14 protein-coding genes are annotated in these 24,930 nt (G+C 38.3%); 7 read left to right on the top strand and 7 right to left on the bottom strand.

All coding sequences use genetic code 11. The features are described from left to right. Positions 1–20: 20 nt before the first annotated feature. The 5 genes from ECA01S_RS12465 (at position 21) to ECA01S_RS12440 (ending at position 8,654) form a co-directional block, all read left to right on the top strand. The gene (locus ECA01S_RS12465) at positions 21–830 is read left to right on the top strand and encodes an ABC transporter permease (RefSeq protein WP_067396097.1); all 810 of its coding nucleotides are present in this window, start codon (positions 21–23) and stop codon (positions 828–830) included. Positions 831–853: 23 nt separating this feature from the next. Next, positions 854–3,325 (top strand): CDP-glycerol glycerophosphotransferase family protein, encoded by a 2,472-nt coding sequence (locus tag ECA01S_RS12460; RefSeq protein WP_067396095.1) that lies wholly within the window; start codon positions 854–856, stop codon positions 3,323–3,325. A gap of 1 nt (position 3,326) precedes the next feature. Further along, on the top strand, positions 3,327–5,993 hold the full coding sequence (locus ECA01S_RS12455) for a CDP-glycerol glycerophosphotransferase family protein (protein ID WP_067396092.1): 2,667 nt from the start codon (positions 3,327–3,329) through the stop codon (positions 5,991–5,993). Positions 5,994–6,111: 118 nt separating this feature from the next. Continuing rightward, positions 6,112–7,206: an LCP family glycopolymer transferase gene (locus ECA01S_RS12450; RefSeq protein ID WP_067396090.1), complete on the top strand. Its 1,095-nt coding sequence runs from the start codon at positions 6,112–6,114 to the stop codon at positions 7,204–7,206. A 440-nt stretch (positions 7,207–7,646) separates the two neighbouring features. Beyond that, positions 7,647–8,654 (top strand): acyltransferase family protein, encoded by a 1,008-nt coding sequence (locus ECA01S_RS12440; RefSeq protein WP_143139621.1) that lies wholly within the window; start codon positions 7,647–7,649, stop codon positions 8,652–8,654. Between the two features lie 188 nt (positions 8,655–8,842). Here ECA01S_RS12440 and ECA01S_RS13960 read toward each other — a convergent pair whose 3' ends face one another. From ECA01S_RS13960 to ECA01S_RS12425, 4 genes are all read right to left on the bottom strand, one after another. Further along, the gene (locus tag ECA01S_RS13960; RefSeq protein ID WP_082703307.1) at positions 8,843–9,202 is read right to left on the bottom strand and encodes an IS66 family transposase; all 360 of its coding nucleotides are present in this window, start codon (positions 9,200–9,202) and stop codon (positions 8,843–8,845) included. Between the two features lie 44 nt (positions 9,203–9,246). Beyond that, positions 9,247–10,626, bottom strand: coding sequence for a hypothetical protein (locus tag ECA01S_RS12435; RefSeq protein WP_157490299.1), 1,380 nt, complete (start codon positions 10,624–10,626; stop codon positions 9,247–9,249). A 363-nt stretch (positions 10,627–10,989) separates the two neighbouring features. Continuing rightward, positions 10,990–13,833 (bottom strand): LTA synthase family protein, encoded by a 2,844-nt coding sequence (locus ECA01S_RS12430; RefSeq protein WP_067396080.1) that lies wholly within the window; start codon positions 13,831–13,833, stop codon positions 10,990–10,992. Between the two features lie 183 nt (positions 13,834–14,016). Further along, on the bottom strand, positions 14,017–15,789 hold the full coding sequence (locus ECA01S_RS12425; protein WP_067396077.1) for a putative glycosyltransferase family protein: 1,773 nt from the start codon (positions 15,787–15,789) through the stop codon (positions 14,017–14,019). Positions 15,790–16,014: 225 nt separating this feature from the next. Between ECA01S_RS12425 and ECA01S_RS12420 the strand changes: the two genes are divergently transcribed. Continuing rightward, positions 16,015–19,713: an LPXTG cell wall anchor domain-containing protein gene (locus ECA01S_RS12420; protein ID WP_067396075.1), complete on the top strand. Its 3,699-nt coding sequence runs from the start codon at positions 16,015–16,017 to the stop codon at positions 19,711–19,713. Between the two features lie 217 nt (positions 19,714–19,930). On the opposite strand, the gene ECA01S_RS12415 is transcribed toward ECA01S_RS12420, so the two are convergent. Next, on the bottom strand, positions 19,931–22,177 hold the full coding sequence (locus ECA01S_RS12415) for a GW domain-containing glycosaminoglycan-binding protein (protein ID WP_067396073.1): 2,247 nt from the start codon (positions 22,175–22,177) through the stop codon (positions 19,931–19,933). 288 nt (positions 22,178–22,465) lie between these two features. Here ECA01S_RS12415 and ECA01S_RS12410 point away from each other — a divergent pair, with 288 nt between their 5' ends. Continuing rightward, on the top strand, positions 22,466–24,373 hold the full coding sequence (locus ECA01S_RS12410; protein ID WP_067396071.1) for a glucosaminidase domain-containing protein: 1,908 nt from the start codon (positions 22,466–22,468) through the stop codon (positions 24,371–24,373). A gap of 94 nt (positions 24,374–24,467) precedes the next feature. Here the strand turns inward: ECA01S_RS12410 and ECA01S_RS12405 are convergent, their stop codons facing one another. Together ECA01S_RS12405 and ECA01S_RS12400 are read right to left on the bottom strand one after the other, a co-directional pair. Next, positions 24,468–24,680, bottom strand: coding sequence for a DUF2922 domain-containing protein (locus tag ECA01S_RS12405; protein WP_067396070.1), 213 nt, complete (start codon positions 24,678–24,680; stop codon positions 24,468–24,470). A gap of 11 nt (positions 24,681–24,691) precedes the next feature. Next, the gene (locus ECA01S_RS12400; RefSeq protein ID WP_067396068.1) at positions 24,692–24,898 is read right to left on the bottom strand and encodes a hypothetical protein; all 207 of its coding nucleotides are present in this window, start codon (positions 24,896–24,898) and stop codon (positions 24,692–24,694) included. Positions 24,899–24,930: the final 32 nt, after the last annotated feature.

The raw sequence follows: 24,930 nt of genomic DNA, 5'->3' as shown, positions 1-24,930 counted from the left end.
TAGAAAAGGGGCTTTTTGTTTTGAGAGAAGTTTTAGCTGTTATTAAAGAGCAATTTAGCAGCGCAGGCATTATTTTTCGGATGTCGCGCTATGAAGATAAGGCAACCTATCAGAGTCACTACCTAGGATTAGCTTGGCAAATCTTGAATCCGGCAATCCAAGTGGGGATTTATTACCTAGTATTTGGACTAGGGATGAATCAAGGCCGCAAAATGAACGGGTTTGAGTTTATTGTCTGGATGCTGGTGGGAATCATTCAGTGGTTTTATATCAATTCATCTGTAATGGGTGCGTCAAATAGTATCTATCGCCAAGTCGGCATGGTAGCCAAGATGAAGTTTCCCGTTAGTGCATTACCCACCATCAATATTGTAAGTAATTTGTCTTCTTATTTGCCAATGGTTGTCATTGTGATTTTAACCATGCTTAATTTTGGGCATATGCCAACCGTTTTCTGGCTACAAGGATTCTATTACTTCTTCTGTATGTTTGTTTTTCTATTTGCATTCGGAGTGCTAAATTCAACAATCACTGTACTAGTACGTGATTATCATATCGCATTACAGTCGATTATGAGACTCTTGTTCTACGTATCAGGTCCTATTTGGGATTTGGATGGCCGCGGATTGCCTGTGATGTTAGTACGAATTTTGAAATTCAATCCGTTCTATTACATTATTGAAGGCTTTCGGGACTCCTTCTTATACCAGCGCGGCTTTTGGGAAAAGCCGGAATACACCATCGTTTTTTGGAGCTTGACGCTGTTGGTGTTAGTCATTGGGTGTCACTTGCACATGAAATTCCGCGCACGGTTTGTTGATTTTATTTAAAGTATTTGTTGGGGGCGACAACGTTGGGAAAAGAAGAAACAGTTACGGTCACGTACAATTTTGCGTACAATGACCATTTGATACTCAAACCACAATCAACTAATGATGTGGCCTATACGCTCACAATTGCCAATTCGCAAGTTCTTGCGGAAAAAGTCTGGATTACGAATAAAAATGAGGAACAATTATACTTATTGTTTGATTGTTCCTCCGTACATATTAACCATACAGACCTTTCGACAGCCTTACTGCTGAATGGAAGGTCTATTTCCTACGTAAATCAAGGAGTAAAAATTGGTCATCATCCTTCAATTTTGACACTACCAAGTGGGCACTATCTTTTGGCAACTGAAAAAGAGCATTTGCGATTAAAATCCACGAATACTGAGGCTAGCCAAAAAATCGAGGTTCTTCATTTGACTCAAAATGAAGCAACCATCGAGTTTTATCTACTAGATGATCAGTTGGCGTTGTTCCAAGAGAATTTAGTAGCCAAGCGTCGAAAAGCAGCTACTCTATACCCGTTCCAATATGCCGTAGAAAAGTTTGGTCCTTTGTGGCGCTTGCGTCTGCCAATTACTCAGCATAAAGACGTGATGTTTAATGGGTACCGCTTGGACTTCTTTTTGCAAATCAGCGAAGAGGAGCTTCGGCCAATCGTTTCGCGCGATTTTATTCATCGCTCACCTAGCTCGCGTTATTTTGAACCTGTAGAAATAAAAGACGAAACACAATATTTAGCAGTTTATAGTACAAAAGCAGGGCAATTATCCTTTATCTATAACACGTTAGAAAAAATCATGAATGAATCTTTAGATGAAGAAGCGACATTACAACGCTTAAACTTTAAAGATGGGAAAATGCAGTACACTGTCGCTTTAAAGAAAGCGGCTAACTTGAAAGCTAGCGGTATGATCTGGCGCTTACGAAAAGGAACCGCCGAACAGGCCATCGTTGTACCCATTACGGCGGTACAGGAAAAAGGCGAATTATTACTGTTTTCTTTCCAATTAGATGTAAGAACAGAAGAATGGGATCAGTTTTATTGGGATGCTTATTTGATGGTGGAAAATACTAAAAATGAGACCTATGAAATTCGTATCACCAATTACCGTTTGCGAATCCGTTTGCGTCTGCAGTATCTGCTAAATCATAATGAATATAATTTTGAAGACGGTCATTTTCTAGTCCCATATATAACAATTGCCAATGGGTTTAGCCTCAATTACCGTCTGCGGGGAGAATTTGAGGCTCGAAAGTACAAACGTAACGAGTATATCGCAGTAATACTCCACTTTTTCTTCGGTTGGCTCTTTTGGAATCGAAAAATTTGGCTGATGCATGAGAAAATGTCGGAGACGGCACAGGATAATTCTTATTACTTCTTTAAATACTGTTTTGAAAAGCATCCCGAACAAAAAGTTTACTATGTAATTCGCGAGGATTCCGAAGATTACAAACGCCTGGCAGGGATGGAAAAGCGTGTATTGAAATTCATGTCAGTGAAGCATCTATTCTATCTGTTAGCTTGTCAAATGATCGTTTCCTCAGAAGCGAAGGGGCATGGCTTTGCTTGGCGTGTGTCCAAAGGCTTTATTCGTCCAGCACTAAATGCTAAACCATATGTGTTCTTGCAACATGGAGTTTTAGGATTGAAGCGCATTGATAGTACCTTTGATGCAAATGGGATGAATGATGCCCGGCTATTTGTGACGTCCTCTGATTTTGAAAAGGAAATCGTGATGCAGAATCTTGGCTATGAGGAAGAGCGCGTGATTGTTACCGGTCTGGCTCGCTGGGATGCCTTATACGAGGAAAAAAAGATCAAAGATCATTCAATCATGTTTATGCCGACTTGGCGTAACTGGTTGGAAGAAGTTACGCCAGAAGAGTTTTTAGCTTCTGATTATTATCAGGAATACAGTAAAGTCTTACATTCCGAAAAACTAATCCATTATCTGGAAACGGGAAATTGGACACTAAACTTTTATCTCCATCCCAAATTTATTGAATTCGTGGGTCTTTTTGAAAGTCCTAGCCCGAATATCCGGCTATTGAAGTTTGGCGAAGAGCCCGTTAATAAACTAATTCGCCAAAGTTCATTACTAATTACTGATTATTCTAGTGTAGCCTGGGAAGCTCTTTATCAGGATATCCCGGTGGTATTCTTTCAGTTTGATCAGGAGCAGTATATGGAGTGTCAGGGCGCTTATATGGATTTGAAGACAGAACTTGCTGAAAAAGTAGCTCTTGATTCAAATAGTTTTTTGGAATTAGTGACTTCGCAAACTGATTTTTCACAAATTCCGCAAATAGATAAGAATAAGTATCTAAAATATATTGATTCACGTAATAGTTATAGAATTTATAATTCCATTGTCTATGAACGAGATAAAATTAAGTTTTTTGAAATTGTTAAAAGTAAGTTGAAGAATAATCCTATTGTTTTAGCAATATATGTAAAAATTAAAAGTGGAATGAGAGTGAAATTGTAATATGAGTTTAAGAATTTCTATAGTTATGGCAATTTATAATGTTGAAGAGTACCTGGATGAAGCGATTCAAAGCATAATCAATCAAACAGTTGACTTTCAAAAAAACGTTGAACTAATTCTAGTCAACGATGGGAGTCCTGATAATTCTGGAGAAATTTGTCGCAAATATCAAAAAGAATTCCCTCTTAACGTTAAGTATATAGAACAAGAAAATGCTGGAGTAAGTGTTGCTAGAAATAGAGGCCTAGAAGTAGTTACTGGCGATATTGTTAATTTTATGGATCCAGATGATGTTATGGATCTTAGCGCGTTAGAAAAGGTAAAGGACTTCTTCAATTTTTATAAAGAAATAAATTTAGTATGTTTACCTCTTCACTTTTTTGAAGCACAAACAGGCGAACATATGCTGAATTATAAATTCAAACGTGGAGCCATAATAGATGTTGAAAGAGATTTCGACTGTATTTTGTTATCGTCAAGTTCTGCATTTATAAGATCAAGCGCCTTTTTAAAGCGTAGGTTTCCAGTGGGGCAGAAGTTTGGTGAAGATGCTTCTGTTTTAACTGATATTATTTTGGAGAACGGGAGATATGGTGTACTTCCTAATACAATTTATTGGTACAGAAAAAGGTATGCTGGAAATTCAGCATTACAAGGTGGCTATGATTCATATGACTATTTTATACCTTTTATTAAAGACTATCTTCTACAGAAGCTCAATAAATACTCAGAAACAGAAGTACCAAAATATTTACAATTTCTTGTAATGTATGATTTACAATGGCGTCTAAGATTAAAACATTATCCTGAATTTTTAAAGGAAACAGAATTTGAACAACTATTACAAGAAGTATTATTGAGAATAGATGATGACATTATTAATGCCCAAAGATATCTGAACTATTATCAGAAGAAAGCAATTTTAAGGATAAAAAGAGAAGGATTTATTGAAAATATAGAAGAAGATATGTTCTTCCTTGATGATGGCGAGGAAAACCAAACACTGTTTGATGCAACGGGAAAACGAATAATAGATTTGAATCAGACTAAGCTCCATCTTAGTATAATTGAGGCTAGAAATGGTAGTTTAAAAATTACTGGATATTGTAATAATGAATTTACCAATACTGATATTAGTATCATTTGTAAGTTTAATGGGAAGGAAATAGTTGTTTCTAATTTTCCTTATCCAGATAAAAAAAGTAGTGTAATGGGGAAAGTAGTTCATAAAGCGAAAGGTTTTATAGTTGAAATACCAATAGAAGATTTCAAAATCGGGAGAAAAATCCGCTTTTTTGTTTCTAATAATGGTAAAAAAACGTCAGCATCTATTAGTTTTGATGGTCAAGCTAGCAAGTTTTCCAATAATAATGATAATTATTACTATATTCTAGAGAACAAGATAATTATGAAATATTCAAAAAAGAAAAATTATTTCTATTTTATGGAGAATTCAATTACTAATATTTTAAAAAATGAATCGAAAATTTTTAAAATGATTTCTAAGAAAAAAGGGAAAAAGCAAGCCTTAAAGATTTCGGGATTGCGGATTATTGCTCGTGTAAAAACTCATTTTAAAAATAGAAAGACGTATTTGTTTATGGATAGAATTGATAAGGCGGACGATAATGCTGAAGTTTTATATCAGTTTTATCAACAGCACGCGAAAAATAAGGATATAAACTTCGTTATAGACCGATCAGTAGAGGATAGTCTAAGGTTAAAACATAAAAACTTTAAACTTATTAATTATCACAGCAAAAAGCATCTTATTTCACTTCTAACAGCTGACAAGCTAATCAGCTCACATGCTGATAAATTTATTTATCAACTGCCATATGGTCTTGAAGAATATGTTAAGGATATGAAAGATTTTAGATATATTTTTCTTCAACATGGAATTACGAAAGACAACATGTCTCATTGGCTAAAGAAAACTGACAAAAATTTTGCTTTATTTATTACTGCGGGCATTCCAGAATACAAATCCATAAACGATTCAGAGTATCAATTCATCAATAATGAAGTTGTTTTGACAGGGTTTCCACGTTATGACAGATTATCAAAACAGGATACCAAAAAGCAAATAGTAATAATGCCTACTTGGAGACAAGGGATTGTAGCAGATTATGATGATACAATCTCGGCAAGACCATATTTTGATAAATTTAAGGAGAGTCAATTCTATATGAAATGGAATAAACTCCTAAATAATGAAAATTTAAGACGTTTTTGTAAAGCTAATGGGTATACTCTAGTTTTTGTACCTCACCCATCTATTAGGCAACAATTATCTGACTTTGATTTAGCGGATATCATTGTTCCAGAATATGATGAAAGCTATAGTAAACTTTTAAAAGATGCGGATTTGTTGATTACCGATTATTCATCAGTATTTTTTGATTTCTCATATATGAGGAAACCAATTGCATACTATCATTTTGATAATGGAAATTGGGATAATGAGTCTGGTTACTTTGATTATCATACAGATGGATTTGGCCCGATTTTTGATGATGACAATAATCTTGTGAATTATATCAAGTCTCTTGTTACTGATAATGAGTTGAAAATTGAAAGTAAATATCTTGATCGCATTAACAGTTTCTTTAAATTTGATGACTTGAGGAATAGTCAACGTGTTCATGATGCTATTGAAAAACTTTAATTTATTTCAATTCCGTTAAGTTTGTATACCAAACACGTAACTTTATTGCGCGCTGTTTACTTTTGTGGGACAATCTTTATTGTGAAAGTTTCTGCATAAATAAATAAGGATGTGTACTATGAGTCGAACTAAAAAAATCATTCTAGGCTTACTGACGACCGTGCTAGTCGTTGTGACTGGGGTCTGTGCTTATGGAATCAAGATGTATTCTGATGCAAACTCTGCCTTAAATCGTGTTCATGATAATATAGACCGGACTTCAACTAAACGAACACAAAAAGTACGAATCGAAGATACTGAACCTTTTTCAGTCTTGTTGATGGGTGTCGATACCGGTGCATTGGGAAGAACGGACCAAGGTCGTTCAGACTCTATGATGGTTGTAACAGTTAATGCGAAAAAAGGCCAATCAACCATTGTCAGTCTAGACCGTGATATTTATACTGAAATCGTTGGTCATGATACGATGGATAAATTGAATCATGCGTATGCCTTTGGTGGCGCTGAGATGGCGATGGACTCTGTAGAAAACCTATTAGATATTCCAATCGACCATTATGTGGCAATCAACATGCAAGGATTAAGCGATCTGATTGATGCAGTGGGTGGTATCCAAGTTGATAATAAAATTGATTTTACGCTGGAAGGCGTACACGTGCCTGCCGGAAAAATCACTTTAGATGGTAAAACTGGTTTGGCTTATGCGCGGATGCGGAAGGACGATCCAGAGAATGATATTGGGCGTCAACGTCGTCAGCGTGAAGTGGTCCAAAAAATCGTTAATAAAGTGATTGGTTTAGATGGTGTCACTCGTTATAACGAGATTCTTAAAGCAGTTGAGAAAAATACTAAGACTGATTTGTCTTGGGATGACATGATGGATATTCAAGCAGGTTACCTACCAGCCTTCAAAAAAATTGAGTCATTACAACTAGAAGGTGAAGGTTCAATGATGAATGGTGTCTACTATCAATTGCTAGATGCAAATGAATTATTGAAGATTCAAAATACCTTGAAGGAACAATTAGAAATTCCAACAAGTGATTCACTGCCAACAGCAGATGAACACACTTCTGGTTACAGCCCGGAACAGTTCTTACCAGAAGGACAATCCGAAGATCAAGATGCTTATACAGATGATGCAACATATTCTACGTATAGCGAAGATGAAACTGGCTATGACCAAAATGGAGATACTGGGTACGCTGAATAGACAAGGTTATTATAGGTAATAAACGAATAATTGAATCTAAAACAACCTAGGGGCAATTTTAACTCTGGGTTATTTTAGTTCGTAGGAAACAGTTCAATATTTTTAATACTGATAGTTTCTGAATAATTTAATAGATTTATGGTAAATATAATTAGTTATTCAAAATTACTTAATGCTGGGCTGACTATATAGATGCTTGACATAAAGATGTTAAATAGGCGTTAAATTGATGGAGGGAAAATGAATAATAAGCATAAAATTGAAGGTGAAAGAACATCATCTTTTGAACTTTTAAGAATATTAGCAATATTAGCAATTATCGGATATCATTTTTATTTTCATACTATGGAAACGAAATCATTCTCTGAATCTTTTCTAAATAATTTGTCAAGTTTACCCTCTTTACAAGGAAAAAAATACCAGATGGAAATCTTTTTCAATTGTTAACATCTTTAAAGTCTGGATATGGTGAAAAGATATTCATAATGGATTTCCTTGTTAACTTTGGTGGTCAAGTTGGAAATATGATTTTTATGTTGTTGACTGGATACTTTCTATTTGAAAAGAAAACTTCTATCAGTGATACATTTAAAAAGATAAAAAACATAGGGGCTACTATCCTCTATTATAGTATTGTCATCTTTATTGTATTAATACCATTTGAGTTGTCAAAAGGTCATAAAGAGTCAAGTTTAGCAAAACAAATAAGTCACACAAATGGAAGTTTTACCTTTGATTTTTTTGGATTTAATCCGTTTCAACTAACTGACAGTGTATGGTACTTAAGATATTATGTAGGATTGTTACTTTTTATTTTAATTATTGGGAAATGGTTACGTGCTACGGATAGAAAAAAACACATGATTTTACTAGAGATACTTCTAACGCTTCAAATTTTAAATCCACCTATATTTCAGACTATTGGACTTTCAATAGATAGAAATTTTTTGACCTTCTTATTAATGTCCCTGTTAGGAGGGTATATCCGAAGATATAACCCTTTTGAGTATTTATCTAAAAGCTCTACAGTTATTCCATTATTTTTATCAATAGTAGTGTTCATCATTTTTGACTTTGTTCAGAGATATAGTGTAAGTATAGATAATTTATATGTTTATAACTTCAATTCCCAATCCAATTTACTAACAATAATTATTACATTATTAATTTTTATTCTATTTACAAAAATACATATTAAAAATAACAAGCTAATTAATCTAGTTGCATCAACAACTATAGGTATTTATATTTTACATGATGGGTCCAGACAGATATCCCAAGTAAAGTATTACTTAATAGATATTTTATTTGATGGTAATTGGAATTTAGATACGTTGTTTTATGGTGGGTTCGTATCTATATTTATTTGGTTTTCAGCTGGAGTTTTGCTTGATTTACTACGTCAGCGTTTATTTGGATTAACTGTTATTCGAAAACATCTAATATAGCGAACTTGTAAAAGTATACTATACAAAAATGAAGACTTATTTATTTGAAAAATTAAGACCTACTAGAGTGTTTTTAATTTCTGAAATGTCAAATATAAGCAGGTGGTAAACAAATGTAAGACAAATAGTTTTTAACCATCAAGGAAACCGACTGGTTGTCAATGTTTGGAAACTGTTTAAAAAGCAAATCAAAATATTTTGTAGGATCTATTCCATTTTTTAGCTGTGGCAACCAAACTATAGCCAACGCCACTTGTAATCACAAAGTATAAGCTTACTAAAAAAATCGAATTTTTTCTATCAACGGTTGTTGGGCGAATACTACATTCGGCAAGATTATTTGAAGTCGCCCAACGAACATCTAGTAATAAGTTTATCAAACCAATTCCGTTGTTTAAGGCATAGCTGATAACTTTCCTTAACCTAGAACTTTCAAGTATTTGAAAGGAACTAATCCATTGCCAAAATCTATTTAGAATTGGTTCTAATTTAAGATTTCTCACTTGATTACTTTTCTTTTCCGATATATTGCAAAAGCAAAAGAACAATTTCCAATATTATTATCTTGGAAATTGTTCTTTTATTTTGATTATTACTTTACTTTATAAAGCCGATAGGTAAAACTGAGGGATGACCCAAGATAACTTTGGTCTTGAGTAGTAATAAGTTTGTAGTTATCTCGGATAAGTTTTGGAACAGCACTTTCTTCTTTCGAACCAATAGGTGTTCTTAAAACTACAAAAGCTACTTTTTTATTTCTAACCATACTATTTTGTTCATTCATCATTTTAGGTAAAGCTTGATCGGGAATATTGACTTTATGAAAATATTTATTTACTGGAAGAACATCAGTTGCATGATAAAGCCCGATATCTAGTGAACCATAATTGAGTAAAGTTTTATCTGAATTTTTTAAAATAATTTTCGAGAATGTCCCTTGAAAAGGACCACTATAATTTTGGCTATATTGGTAGGATTTATTATTTGGATATAATTTAGAGGCTAAGAAATTAGTATTAAATCCTATCATCAATACAAATGAGAACAGTAATAACAGTATATAAGAACCGATAGATTGTCGTACATGTGTGTCTAATAGTTTAATAATTCCTATAATAGGAATTATGGAGAAGGGGAACAAGGCTAAATAATAATAATCAAAGGTTTTTCCACCAAAGAAAACGGAGACAATTAAGCCAAGATACATCGCACAGTATACGAATTTTGTAAGATCGTTTTTCAAAAAGGTGTTGGATATAATCAAGTAAATCAACATAGGAATTAGTAGAAAGAACAGAACCGGAATATCATCAATTTTTTTAAAATAAAGGAAGATAGAATTTAATATTTTCCAAATAATTGTTGCGCCAGAATTATTTGGATACAGTTTTATGTTGCTAATAAAATAAGAAAAAATGAGATCATTCATTGCATTGTTAATTGAAAAATAAAGAATTATTGGAATGGTAACTGTTAGAAAACCCAGTAACGAGAATATCATCATTGATATTAGAGAGTAAAATTGTTTACGAAAGGTAAAAATACCAATTAAAAAGATAAATGCCGCTAAATAGCCACCGACTAAAGTAAACTTTATCCAAAAGAGCATAGCAAAACAGAAACCGGCGAAATAAGATTGCTTATTTGTAATTTCAAAATTTTTTTCGGAAACACACAGTAAAAGGTAAATACTGTATAGAATAAATGGAAAAGATAGTTCCTCTGCACTTCCTCCAGCTTGAAAAAATGGTGATATAGTCAGTACCCAAGACATAAATGCACATACGAGAAAGGATTCGCCAACACCTAAATATTTTCTACTGATTTTAAAGGTTAGTGTTAATGAGATAAAAAACATAAGGATTTCGATTATAAAAATGCCAAAGTATGTTTTTGAAATCATATTTGCAATGAGAAAAAAGAAAAACAAGATAGGTCCCTTTTGTTCGAATAAATCACGATAAGGAACCATTCCATGAAGCCACCCCTTTCCTACAGTCATAAATGCATTTAAGTCGACCCAATCATTAAAAAGATACATTGGTGAATTTCTGCTAGTTAGTGTCATCGTCGCGATGGAGAGCAATATAAGTGGGATACTATAAAGAAGAAATTTTCTATTCATATTTGTATATAGATTAGTTATCATGGAGATGGTTATCACCCTTTGTTTATAATTTGTTTGACTACAATAAGAACGGTCAATTATCATCAAAGCTTTTTTCAAATTATGGACACAGCGGAATCAATATTTGTGCAAACAGCTCTATTTATATAGATATCTTGATAATAGCGATAAAGATTGCACCTCTAAGGAAATGCAATCTTTACTCCTTTATTTCACTTCAAAAAACTTCTCTGTCAAATAATCTTTTCCAGTTGTAATATCATACTGAATCAACTGATAATCATGTAAGAGTGCGAGCTGTTCTTTGGACAGCTCGTTTTCTTTGAGCAGCTTACCTTTATTGTCTACGATCATTTGCAGCTCCATGGCAGGCAGCTTCTCTGCGACTTCGGTCATAAGCGCATAATAAGGACTAACCTTTTGTTGAGTGGCTGCTAGCATCAGCGGGGTAAACATATTGGGAGTCGTTACTTGTCGACTGACGTTTTTAGCTGACTGATTGCTATAAATAAAGTAATCAGTCAGGTGTAAGTCTACCTCAATATTAGGCTGATTTAGGATATCTCCCTTATAGATTGAGGGGAGATGGTCACCGTAAAAGACTAGCGTGACAGGCTGATCCAACTGATCAATCTGCTGAATAAATTGTTTCATAGCTTCATCAGAATAGTGAATTCCCTGTGAGAAGGTAGCAACCTGTTGCTTACTACGCCCTGTCAAATCGCCTGCTACCTCAATGGTATTGTTAAAAGTCCCCTTATCATATGGCATGTGATTTTGCATCGTTGTTAGTTGGATGAAGAGGTTCTGATCATTTTGCTTGATGTGATCTAATGTTTCCGTAAAAGCAGCCTCATCAGAGATATAACGGGACTTATCAAGCTTTTCCTGATGTTTGATAGGAAATTCTTCGTTGTCACGGTAATAGAATTCATCAAAACCTAGCTTCTCAAAAGCTGCATCCCGTCGATAAGTGGATGCTGTATAAGGATGGATAGCAATACTTTTTTCGAAAAGTTGATTGATAGAAAAAAGCTGTTCTCGTTTGGGCACTACAAAGAGATAGGGTGTCGTCATGGCTGGATTAAAGTTATACATAGAAAGACTGGTTAGCGCCTCAAATTCGATATTCGCAGTCCCGCCGCCGTACCCCATACTCAGCATCTCACCGGCGGTAGTCTCCTGCATTAACTGGCGAGTATAAGGGATTGGGTCTGGCTTTAGTTCAACAGTGGGTAAGCGACTAGGGTCAGAAAAACTTTCACTTAGAATATAAACCACGGTTTGTTTTTCTGGCGCAGTCTTACGATCTTTGTTCAATTGTGACGCTAGCTTTTGGTACTTTTGTTCTAAAGATTGGATGCTTTTTTGGTTGTAATCATCCAGCGTTATCATGGCTTGGAGATTAGTCAAGCTTGAAAAAGCTAGTAATTGTCCATTGAGTCGCGCATTATAGGCAAGACTTTCAGGGTGAGGAACGAAATTAGCCACATGGAGCGTATCTGTCAGCCAATTCTCTTTATCGCCATATTTGAAGTTTGAAGTCGCTTGTCCGACGTTAACAAGTAAAAAAATCAAGCAAATTAGTAAGCCAACGCGAATTGGTAAAGGGACGATTGCTTTGCGTGTTGATTTACGTTGCAGCCAGATAGCAAATCCGATGAGAACGACAAAACTCAGTAAGATTAAAACCACCATTACAGTTCCAATCATTTGGACAACTTCTGGCAGCGCGGCATAGTTAGATAGGTCGCTTGGCAAGAGCGGCTCATCGCGGTAGAGCAATTTTTGATAATTGGCGAAGCCGTACAAAATGGCTAGGACCAGGAAGAAGATATTGCCATACCAGAAACGGTTAAACAGCATGAGCGACAGTAAATAAATCGTACTTAGGAGCAGTAGGTTAAGCTGTAACAAGAAGAAGCTGCGTCCTTGCCATTTGGCTACATCTACCAGGCGGAAATCATTCAAACACAATAGGAGCCATAAATTAGCAGCTAGGACTAGGAAAAAGCCAAGTAGAATAATGGTCGTAGTAGAAAGCGTTCGTTCTTCTATATCCAGTAAGAATCGGTCAATTGCCAGACTAAAGAAGAAAAACAGTAGTACAAATCCCAGGCATACCAGTAGGAGCTTCGTCAATAGCAGTAAAAAGCGTCCATTTGTTTCGAAATAGTACCGGGTCATACGAGCAATCATTTGACTGGCTACCGGCATGGCAACTAGCAGTGTGAGCGTCAACTGTGCGGCTGAGAAGGCATTGTTTAAGCGGCTAGTAGTGTCAGGCAGGTGTCTTGTCCAGACAAGTAGTGGCAAAATTAAAGCAATCCCGCTGCAAATCAATGGGGTCGCGAGAAAATTCATTAGAAAGTTTTGTGAGAACAACAAACCGCTTTCTTGATGAAAAGGTAAAAATGATTGGCGGAACAAGATAACGCAGACTAACATTATTAGTCCGCTTAGGCTGATGAGCCAAAGCGCACGTTTTTGGATTGGCTCTTGAAAGAGTAGCTGACCAAATGTACGGTAAAGGAGCGGCACGAATAAAAATAACCAAGGCATGGTCGTCAGTGAGGCTTGCCACCAACTAAGTACCAACATTAGCAGGAGCAAACCTAGTAAGACTGGCAGACGCCACTGTTTCAGTCGTGGTACTTGATACGCTGGAACAAGCGGTAATACGCCTAAACCTAGTAGAAATGGTAAAATAGGTCTGACAACCGTCAATAAGCTATTAGCAAACGTTTCTACGTAGGGCACGGTTCCAATAGATACCGCTGTAAGGACTAAGAGGCCAACTGCCAGTAATAGCTTTAATAGCTGTGTGCTGACTTGCTTCAAAGACCAGCTGCTTGAGGCTGGCAAGGTCAATAGGCTAACGCCAAGACCGCCCATTGACAGCAATTGGAACAGTTTAATAATTGTCTTTCCCAAACCACCGATTTGGATACTATCGGCAGGAAGTTGCAGTAAGAGCTGACCGGCAAAAAAGAAAATGAGTCCAAATAAAAAAATCAGCAGACGATTGCTGAAGGGGATGTATTTACGCAAGATATTTCCTCCTTATATAATTAAAGCCTTCTGAAAAATAATAGCACAAGATGACGAGGGATAAAATGCTTGAATGAAGCGTTTCATCAGAAATTTAAAAAGGCTGTGTTTTCTTGCAGAAAGCAAGAAGACACAGCCTTTTGGGCTAGCATAAAAGTATTAATCTAAAGGTTCGCAACTCGTTTACCTGGAGTTTTTTGTTTGTCGTATTTTCATAAGTTTAAAGATAATCAACATAAGGGTTAGTAATATCCCAATAATCTTAACAATAAACATCAGGCCAACGGAGATTACCGGCTTATAACCAACTACCAAGGTATTTTCGCCTGCCCGTGCTTCTAATTCTGGCGCGCCAATTTGTGTGCGTTGAATTTCTTTAGGCTCCAGTGTCTTCTCGTTGAAAGCTACAGTTGAATGGCCATAAATGATCACCGGCAGAATGACTTTTTTCGCTTCGGCAGACTTCCAGTGCAGCACAAGTTCATTTTTCGCGTTGATTGTTTTGGTAACATCTAGCTTATTATGGATAATTTGTTTGTCATAAAGACCATAATTGCCGTTATTAACCACATCAGCCTCCGTCAGCTCATCTGGATAAGGCAAGTAATCAGGAGTGGCTTTTTGAATGACTTTGAAGGCATCTTCAAAACGACCACTAGTAAAGCCAGCTCGGATTTTATCAGGATTTTTCGTCTCAAGCCACTCACCGTTGTTGCCGGCAGCTGTTGGCGAATCTGTGTGCCATTTTTCGGCGGCATCCAAGACCTTACTATAGGCTTCGGAAACAGAGATAAAGGCAAATACTGCCATAATAATTACTAGCAGCTTTTGGAGCTTCGCGTCATGTAAAATATCGATTTTTTCTAACGTTAGTGCATTTCCTAGTAATAAAAGGATATATGCGACGACCGCCAGCCGTCGAGGGAACTGCAGGATTTTTATAAAGTCTAGATGATCTGCTATGAAATTCCAAGGAATGAGGTTGGAAGATAAAATCAGGAAAGTAGCTCCCACAACGGTAATGATTTTTTCCAAAAGTGACGCTTCATGCCAATGGAAAATCAGATGAAAGACTTGGAAAAGCATAATGACAGTAAAAACGATGCCTAAAGCGCTCCAACCACTTTCGCCTAAAGAAAAATGCACTGTTTTATCCAGCATGTCGTCATAAATCCAAGGCGGCAATATTTTATTGGATAGGTACACATCTAAAAAGCCTACTAGAGTGTTGAAGTTCAGTAAAATCGTCAAGCCAACCGCACCGAAGAACAATCCAAACAGTTTCAATTTCTTTCGGGAACGAATCAAGCCAATCAGGAAAAAGGGAACAATGGAAATCAAGGTAATGAGCAAGGTTAAATTGTGTAAAAATAGTAAGCTTGTGACAGCTAAGGAAAGCTCTAGAACATCAATAGGCTTTTCTTCATTTTGAATGATTCGAATTGCCGGAATGTAGATAAGCGGAGCAAAAGCGGCACCCCAGCTAGTATAGTTTTGCGATAAAGCATAGTAGTACACGACAGAAGAACTCATATACAGTAAGGAAGTTAAAATCCGCAGGTCAAAGCGAACTTTTACCTTGCTAGTTAGGGCATACATCGTGATTCCAGAAACGAAAAAGCACAAAAAAGCAGATAAGAGCTGATACCGAAACCAATTTTTGGCCACGAAAAGCAGCAGTCCTTGGAGATAGGCAAAATCCGGACCATAGAGGGCATTTATAATCCGTCCAGATTGAGAAAAACCAAAGAGTGTCTGGTAATAACTAAAATGGCCGGTCTGGAACTGCTTGAAAGTATCATAGAAACGATTGAAGTGGAACATCACATCATTTCCTAAAATAAAACTATTGTCAAAGAATTGTGGCGAGACCATCAAAAAGGCGGCAAAACCAATCAAAGCAATGGCCAGTACTAATGGCTTTGAAGGAGAAGTCCGATGTCTTGTTCTATTCATATTAAAACTCCTAGTGTTTAATTTTTCTTCCATGATTATAGCACAGAATGTCGTGAAGCTTTCTGAAATAACAACGTTCATTTCTCCTAATCAGGTAAATACAAAATTGGAGTTAAATAAAATTACAGTCGTTCCACAGGATAACGCAAGTTATAGCTTTGAATAAAATTACAAATATGTTAACTTTTAATTTGTATAAGATTAAAATTAAAAGTGAGGTATTTTATGAAAAAGCAACTATTTAAGACATTAGGGATTTTAATGGTTTGTAACACGGTTTTACAAGCAGTGCCAGCCTTGGCCACACCCATCTCATTAGAGGGTAATATTCTAAGCTCACAGGTCTTTTCTAATGACGAGGGAAGCATGGAGGGGAATGTTATTAGAGATAATGTCTCTGGAATTAATTATTACAATGTAGAGAGTAGAAATTTTTCACATTATCCTGATGAATTCTATAAAGATCTTCTTTTTTCTAAAGACACAAATACCGCTATTGTGGACGACCAAAAGGAATCGCTGGCACTATCTTGGCTGACTGTGGCTAGTAGCATTAGCGACCAAAAAGGAGAAAAATCAGATGAAGGCAAGTTTAATACGCAAATGGCTAATATTCGTAATAATTTTTTGAAAGATAAGAGGAAAGAACCGGAGACTTTACGAAATTCATACAAAAAAAATCATAGAAATGGTGACAATGACTATGATACAACATCGGACTTTTTTATTGCTAGCTCATTGAAAGATGCTAATGATAAGTTACGCAATACTCTTCATAAGCATTATGACAACGCTGGTGGTGGTCGAGACAAGGGCGGTTCAACAAGAGACTTACCGGAATTTACTGGGTCTAGTAAGGATGAAACAGTTTTGGTCAATACTTTTGGAACCTATAAAACATCGGGGACAAATAAAAAAGGACACTATCGAGCAGTTGCTGTGGTGTATCATAACTTCCGTTTGTCACCCGTTATGTCTAACTATTTCAAAGAAAACGCTAATCTGACTAGTCAAAATAGAGAAGACAGTTCAACCCGCTATGCTTCTGATGTTGCAAACATGACTGATCAAGAAATTCAAGCAGATCAAAGCATTTCACAGTCATCTTCAAAATCAGTTAGCAGCTCAATTACCGGGAGTGAGAGCTATGGCTTTGAAGAAAGTATTACGGTAGGACCAGACCTTTCTTTCTTAGGAATTGGGGCGTCACTAGAAGTAGGCTTTACCGCCTCGCAAACGATTGAAAAAGGCTGGGAAAAAGGGGAAGAACTTACGGAGGAGACCTCTCGCGAGTCAGCTGTAGGAATTGCTCTGCCGCCGTATACAAGAGTTTTGATGTCGCAGGAAAATTATACAGAGAAAAATGTTATGACCTATAACTGTCCGGTAGCGTTAAATTATGATGTTACAGTAGTTGATTACTTCCTAAATCCTAATAATAATGATGCTACGGCAGGGGCTAAAGTATCAGCAGCTTTTAAAGGAAATACCACCAACGCTCAGAAAGATTTAGTATTTCGTCGTCAAAGTAATAATGATCCTCAAGGAATTAACTGGGATCAATTAAATAGTAATGCTAATAGTGCGGCTGATTTTATTTCGGGGAATGTACCAATGTCAGTTCAAGGTGGCTCCTTTGATATTGTTCAAAATGTAGTAGGCAGCAGTGTAGAAGGGCTAGTGCCAGTTAAACCACTTGATACTATTCAAACAAGAAAAGAATTTTCAGATGATTACGAATATAATATGACAATTGGTGAGAGTTTTTACTTAGACAGTATTGTATTAGATGGGGTCAATGATGTAGGTGCCCCTTATTATGGTTTCAGTGCAGATAAAGGAAATTGGAGTTTAGTTGATGAAACCGGTGCAGCTATGGCAGAAACAGATATTGCCAAATTAACAACGGACCCATTAACCAACTACACGAAATTCACCGCTAATAACCCGGGGCGGGTCTACTTGAAATATGTGATGGATGAAACGGCTTATCTGCTTAATCCTGTCAATGAAAAAGAAGGTTATATCACAAATAATCACCTGGCTCAGACTGCGTATGTCCCAATCAATATCTTAGGGGAAGAAACGGCACAGCCACAATACCATATCGAAGTTTCCGGAACCTTAAATGGTATCGTGGGGGCAGATCCAGTTCAAATCGAAGCCTATTTAGAGGCGGTGACGTTTAACGAGGATGACGTAGAAGTGGTACGACCAATCAAGTGGGAAGCACAACGCCCAAGCGTAGTTTCGATTGATGAAGCTGGCCGAATCCAGTTCAACAAGGTAGGCACCCATAAAATTCGCGCAATTGATGGCGAAGTGAAATCAGATTGGATCGAAGTAACTGCCCAAGAGGCAGCACAACCGACAACGATCACCGTGGCGCCCGCAACAGATTTTGCTGAGGTACAATATTTAACTGATGGTATTTTCCAATATGATTTTGCTGCACTGCCGGTCACCGTCACAGACCAATATGGCCAAGTGATGACAGTGGCAGGTGAGTGGGTTGACGAAGCCGGCAACGCACTTACCAACGGGTTATTTGAAGCGACAGCAGCTGGTACTTACCAAGTCTATTACCAAGTAGGGGAACTGCGTTCGGAACCTGTGACAGTGGAAGTGGCGGCGAGAAGCTTGGCTGAGGTAGAAATAGCTATCAGTGGGGCAGCTGGTCATGAGCTAGCATTAACTGATGAGACCGTAGTCTTTGATTTGTCAGCGGTCCAAGTGCAAGGCTATGACCAAACTGGCGCAGTCCTGCCATTAGCTGAAGGAGAATGGACGTGCGACGGGGCAGTTGTGACGGCGGATCAAGTCATTTTTGACCAAGCAGGGGACTATTTCTTGTCTTATGTAGTAGCTGGCGTGCGCTCCAACGAAGTACGGATAACGGTAACCGCCCAAGCCTTACCAACCACTTTGAAGGTCAAAGGCAAGGTGCCGGTTATGACCCATGAAGCAAACGAAACCTTTAATTTGGATGAGCTGGAGTTACAATTATTTGACCAAAAAGGTCAGGCAATGCCGGTTGATCCAGCTAAGATCAGCTATGAAATTACGGATACAACTGTTGCAGATGTGATTAAAGGAAAAGTGCATACAGTAGGCGAAGGTAATACTACCTTGACTGTCGCCTACGCAGCGGATTACACTGAAACCGGTAAAATCACGAGTGAATTGCCACTGATCGTTCGCAGTCAGGCAAAAGCCAGCCGCATTGATTTCCACGGCTCACCGCGGACGGGTGTGTTCAGTACCGATTATGATCTAGGTGAGATTGGTTTGGCTGTGTATGATCAATACGGCGAGAAATTAGCCAAACCTAATAAAGAGGACCTTACTTGGCATTTTGCCAAAGCGGCACGAGTGGGAGCTAGTGACAATTTAGCCGACGTGGCGTTAACGCAACAAACTCTGCACGTACCAAGCAGCGCTGATAATGGTGATGGTGTAATGGAAGTACAATTAGTGGCCGAATATCAAGGCGCCTACTCTGAACCCATCACATTGAAATTCTTAGCGAAGGGCGCAGCGGATAATGAACAAGAGTCAGAGGAAAACGCTGATCAGGACAAAGATACTGAAAAAGATACTAATAGCGATACTGACAAAGACGCTGAAAAGGATAGCGTCAATAACCAACAAGAGGACGAGGGTCAAAATAATCAAGACAATGGGGAGACTGCTGAAAAGAATGGCACACAAACGTCTTCTGAAAAAGCCCAGACCAGTCTGTTTGGCAATCGTAAAAAGACCAATAAGCCAACTTCTGCTGTGATGAGCAGTGGCAAGAAGGCGACGGGCTCGCTGCCAAATACCGGAGAACAATTAGACACTTTCTGGCATGGCGCTGGCATTTTAGCCTTACTGGCAAGCTTGATCCTATTCTTTAAAAAGAAAGAAGATCAGTCAAAATAGCATAAAGAAACTTACTAAGATTAGAGGGTGAAATCAGTGACGACTGATTTCATCCTCTATTTGTCTTTTAGGACTATAGTGAGGTTGGAAAAGATGCTATTTTTGCTTAGCAGTAACTGTATGTGTATAGCTGTTGCGTCTGTTGCCACCGTTTATTCGGAATATGAAGAGCCTAGAACATAACTTCTTGAGTTATGTTCTAGGCTCTTTCTTCATGTTATTTCAAAATATTATAGACATCTTTTGAAATCTTGCTTATTTCATTGCTGACATTGGCACGGCCATTGGTCATGATAGTCAACACATAAGGCTCTTTGGCGTAAACGATAGCCACATCATTGCTATAGCTGTCGACAAAACCAATTTTATGCGCGACGGGAACCGGAAGGTCACGCGGAATCCAGACATTGTCCCACTCGGTCTTTTTCAAATATTTCACCGCGTTACCACCTTCTTTATAGACTTCCCGCATAATAAGGGTTAAGTCTTTAGCCGACATTCGGAAAGGAAAATCGTTTAATTTGTGGCCAACAATATCTTCAATTTCGCGAATAAAGCCATCGCTATTTTTATTAGCAAAATAATAGGCTAGCATATTGGTCCCTTGATTGTCTGAATGGACAATCGTGTATTTTAAAATCGTGTCAGCGGTGTATTGCCGCCCCTCCCAGGCCTCTGACTGCAGGCGGCCGGTGCCCCAGCGCGAATAGGCATGGGGAATCTTATTGATCTTATGCGTATATTTGATTTTTTTATTGGGCTTCAGTTTGCCTTGGTTAATGAGCTTTTGCGTTTTCCAGATAACCGGTAATTTGCCTGAACTAGCGGACACAAAGGTCTTTTTGCCATTATGACTGGCAGCGTAGCCACCGTTCACTGGCTGTACGTAAACGCCAAGATTCGTTCCTTTGTATTTTTTCCGCAGCATATCTTCGACTTTACGATATTTGATTTGTTTTTGATCAAAAGTGCGATGATCGGTCCAACCAATGATCTTGCCGTTATATTTCAACTGATAGTATTTTCCATTAATCGTCGTGGCCTCTTTCACCACTGTGACATGCTTGTGGTAATACTTGGACATTTTGGTGATCTTTTTATAGCCTTTGACATTCCATGGCTTGGAATATAGACCGCGTCCTTTACTGCGAACTTGGGCGGAGTAGTTGACCTTTTTCTGTGAACGAATACCGTTGTAGACGGAAAAGGCCCGATGATCTACCCAGCCTAACGTTTTATTGCCAGACTTGATTTGGTAGTAGGTGCCACGTTTTGTGGTAGCACATTTAATGATTTTTATGTCCTTTTGATAGTAACCATTAAGGGAGCGCAACTTCTTGTAGCCCTTAGTATTCCAAGGCTTGCTATAAAGATTGTAGTTTTTCTTCACCACCTTGGCATCCCACTTCAGTGTTTTCTGCGAGCGGATACCATTGTAGACATTCACCGCTTTGGCCTCGAGCCAACCGTGATTGGTAATGTAATAGTAGGTGCGATTTTTCGAAGTGACCGCTTTTTTAGTAATCTTGATGTCGCCTTTGACGGCACTAGCCTTTTTCACAGCTTTGGCACCTTTAGTATTTTCTACACGGGAGAAGACGGTATAGCTGCCAGTTTTAATTACGCCATCCCATTTGAGATTTTGGGTAGATTTAACGGTGTCGTAGGCTTTGACAGTCACCGTTGCTTTCTTAGCAAGCTGAATCCCACGCTTGTTTTTGATGGTATAAGTGACCGTGTAGGTTCCTGTTTTTTTCGTATTTAGAGATGAGGTAGTAACAGCAAGATTGCCTTCTAGGGCATCAGTGGCTTTGGTGACGGCTTGTTTTGGATCAAAGCGGTCACCCTCCATCAAGGTAATATTTTTTACATTTAAGGTTAGCGCTGACTTGATAGTTAATTGGAAAGACTTTGTGATGGTCTCACGTTTACCTTTTGCTGAGACGGTAATCGTGTAGACACCCGTTTTTTTTACATCAGGTTTTTTGCTGGTTTCTTTAAAGGACAGCGGGGTCCCATCATAGTCCACGGCTTTAACTTTAGTTAAATAATCACTTTGACCTTGATAACGTGTTTGGTTAGCAATCGTCAAAGTAGGTGCAAAACTATGCCAAATTTGATAGCTAAGATCCGGTAAATCGGTTAAAGTCTCCTCGCCAATCACAACTTTAGTGAGTCGCCAAGTACCTACTTGAGTAAAGGCGACCTTACCAGTCAGTTTGCCGACTTGATAATCGGCATTTGTGGTATGAGTCTGTCCACCGTTTTGCCAAATTAATTGCGCCTTGCCCTCGGTCGTTGCGGAAAGTGCTAAGTCAAAAGTGAACTGCTGCTTCAAAATACCTTCTTGCAGTACCGCTTGTTCCGCGATTGTCGTAGTCGCAAAACTATCATGAGAAACGACGGTGATACTGGCAAGACCCAGCGTTATCCCAACACAACCTGCTAAAAACAATTTTTTCATGAGTATCCCTCCTTGTGTTTATTATAAAATAATGATAAAAGTTTGCATAGGCAGAAGGTAGGATTGTTTAAAACCTTATGTTAATGAAGGCCAGAAACAAGCATTGGTTTATCAGTATAGAATAAAGATAACTAGAGATATTTTAATTCTTTCAAAAATTTACACTTCATGTAAAAAAAGAGAATTACAGCGTATTATTTTTATCTGAATAAAAGTGTGTTATAATGTTTTTGAGAAATAGGTTAGAATTTGGTTAAGAAGGGACGTGCGCTGATTACAGCAAATAAAATGAATAAAAAAATAATTCGATTACTAAGTATTGGTTTGTTACTAGCGCCAAGTGCATTGACGGTTCAGACAGCCGCTTATGCCAGTGAAAATAATGATGCTGAAACAGAGATGACCCAGCCGGCATTGCAGGCGATCACCTCTTTTTATGATGAAATGGGCAACAGTGTCCAAGCAATTGAACAAGCCGCTCCTGGCGAACAAGTGAGCCTGTTTGTGGCCGTTCAAGAAGGCTATACCTTTAAAGAGGTCACTGCGAAAAAAGCCTCAGGGAAAAAGGTGGAGCTGACGTGGGTCAATGAGCACACAGCTACCTTTACAATGCCTGATGAGGCGGTCACACTAACAGGTGTCTTTGAGCTGTTACCAGTGGAGCCAGAACCGGTTCCTGAGCCGGAAATACCAGTGGAGCCGGAGCCTGAAGCACCAACAGAACCCTCTGAGCCCGAGGTGGTACCAGAAAAGCCAGCGGAACCGGCGCAACCGGAAGCTGAAGCAGAAACAAAACCTGAAACGAAGCCTGAGGTAAAACCAGAAACTGAGAAAAACCCAGAGGCAGAGAAACCGGCAGAAAAGCCAGCTAAGCCCAACGAAACGAAACCCAATAAGCAAGAAACAGCGAAAGAATCCAACAAGTCTGAAAAAACAAAGCAAAAGACTAAGAAAGAAAAAACAAAAAAGGAAACCACTAAAAAAGCGGTGGAGTCCTTCCTAGCTGAAGATCAAAATGTGCCAGTTTTATCTAATCAAGCCCAACAAGCCATTGTCAATGAGGCTTTTCGACATATTGGCAAAGACTATGTATGGGGAGCGAAAGGGCCTGGAACCTTTGACTGTTCTGGCTTAGCTTACTATGTTTATATGAAAGCAACAGGCAAATATATTGGTGGCTGGACCGGGGATCAGCAATTTGCCGGTACACAAATTCCTGTTAGTGAGGCCCAACCGGGGGACCTGCTTTTCTGGGGAAGTGCCACTTCACCAAGCTATCACGTGGCGATTTATATTGGGAACGACCAATTTATTCATGCACCAGAACCTGGCACAAAAGTTCGAGTGGATTCTTTAGGCGGCTATCGTCCCGATTATGCCGTTCGGGTGAAAGACGCGGGCTTACAAATGCCCGGCAGTCTGTTTGAAGATCCCGTTTTCCAAGTGGATAAGAATCAAACAACTGAAGACTTCATTAAAAAAATTGCCGAAGATGCGCGAGAGTTGGGCTTAGAGCACAACGTTTACGCCTCTGTCATGATTGCCCAAGCCATTTTGGAATCTGGCTCAGGTAATAGCGGCCTAGCCAGCGAACCTTACTATAATCTCTTTGGCATCAAAGGGGAGTATGAAGGGGAAAGCGTGGCTATGCGCACCAATGAACATCGGGCAAATGGCGATGTCTATACAATTGTAGCGAATTTCCGGGCGTATCCTTCCTATAAAGAAAGTCTGGAAGATTATATTGAGCTGATTCAAGACGGCTTAACTTATGATGAAGAATTTTATCGCGGAGCTTGGAAAGATGAGGCTGAAAGTTATGAAGCCGCGGCTGAATATCTGCAAGGTCGTTATGCAACAGATGTCAATTATGCTAAGAAATTAGTGGCGATCATTGAGGCTTATGACCTGGAACAATATGACCACGAGGCTGAGTCAGAGGAAAAAGCTGAAGTGGCGGTGAACACCATTGCTAGTGTGGCGATTCCGTTGATTGAACACATCACGACACCAACTTGGTACGTGGAAACGACGCCAGACATCTTTACGAGAGATTTACCATTACTAAATATCGAAACTTTAGTAATGGGACAAGCACCGACAAGTCCGATTGTCGCAACGGCGAAGGTTGCCGCAGAGGAAACGAAAGTCAGCAATCTGTTTGCTAATAATATCTTGTCACTGATTAATTTCTAAAGGAAAAGGGGGTATCTCAAGCTGAGATACCCCCTTTTTGCGTAGTATAAGATGAATGTTAAAAAAGCTAGCCGCAGGGGCTAGCTCGTAAAGCTTAGAACAATTCAGTGGTGATGGTTTCAACATATTTAGCACTATCAACTGTTTGAAATTGTGCGATGCTGTCTTTTTCAAAAATTCCTAAGGCTGTCAAAGCGGTCATGTTTTCACGTACCACCTCAGCACTTAGATTGGGATCAGCCAGTGTTGGTGTCAACGTGTGTTTTTTGTTCGCAGCATTCATAAATGTCATTTTTAGTTTTTTCATCAAGGTTCCTCCTATTCAGTAATGCGAGTTTCTTCGATTTTTACAACAGAGTCAAAAGTCACATCTTGTGGTGCCAGGGCCCCAAAGATTTTACCCATACTGATCAAGGCTTCATTACTAGGATGTGCTTTGATATTTTTCATGGTTTGCTTAGTCGGTTCTTCCTTACCTGCCTCCAATAAATCGACTTCGACATACGTGTTCTCTAGTTGTTCCATTGTCATTCCTCCTAAATGGTTGTTGTAAGTGC

Source organism: Enterococcus canis NBRC 100695, from assembly GCF_001544375.1.
In the GTDB taxonomy this organism is placed as follows: domain Bacteria; phylum Bacillota; class Bacilli; order Lactobacillales; family Enterococcaceae; genus Enterococcus_H; species Enterococcus_H canis.
Note: the sequence above shows the minus strand (reverse complement) of the source record. Positions and strands in the feature narration are given on the sequence as shown.

Bases quoted from the DNA above. Each gene is read 5' to 3' on its own strand.
- ECA01S_RS12400 (WP_067396068.1), bottom strand. From the start codon at position 24,898: ATGGAACAACTAGAGAACACGTATGTCGAAGTCGATTTATTGGAGGCA.
- ECA01S_RS12455 (WP_067396092.1), top strand. From the start codon at position 3,327: ATGAGTTTAAGAATTTCTATAGTTATGGCAATTTATAATGTTGAAGAG.
- ECA01S_RS12415 (WP_067396073.1), bottom strand. From the start codon at position 22,177: ATGAAAAAATTGTTTTTAGCAGGTTGTGTTGGGATAACGCTGGGTCTT.
- ECA01S_RS12450 (WP_067396090.1), top strand. From the start codon at position 6,112: ATGAGTCGAACTAAAAAAATCATTCTAGGCTTACTGACGACCGTGCTA.
- ECA01S_RS12405 (WP_067396070.1), bottom strand. From the start codon at position 24,680: ATGAAAAAACTAAAAATGACATTTATGAATGCTGCGAACAAAAAACAC.
- ECA01S_RS12425 (WP_067396077.1), bottom strand. From the start codon at position 15,789: ATGAATAGAACAAGACATCGGACTTCTCCTTCAAAGCCATTAGTACTG.
- ECA01S_RS12420 (WP_067396075.1), top strand. From the start codon at position 16,015: ATGAAAAAGCAACTATTTAAGACATTAGGGATTTTAATGGTTTGTAAC.
- ECA01S_RS12435 (WP_157490299.1), bottom strand. From the start codon at position 10,626: ATGGTTCCTTATCGTGATTTATTCGAACAAAAGGGACCTATCTTGTTT.
- ECA01S_RS12410 (WP_067396071.1), top strand. From the start codon at position 22,466: ATGAATAAAAAAATAATTCGATTACTAAGTATTGGTTTGTTACTAGCG.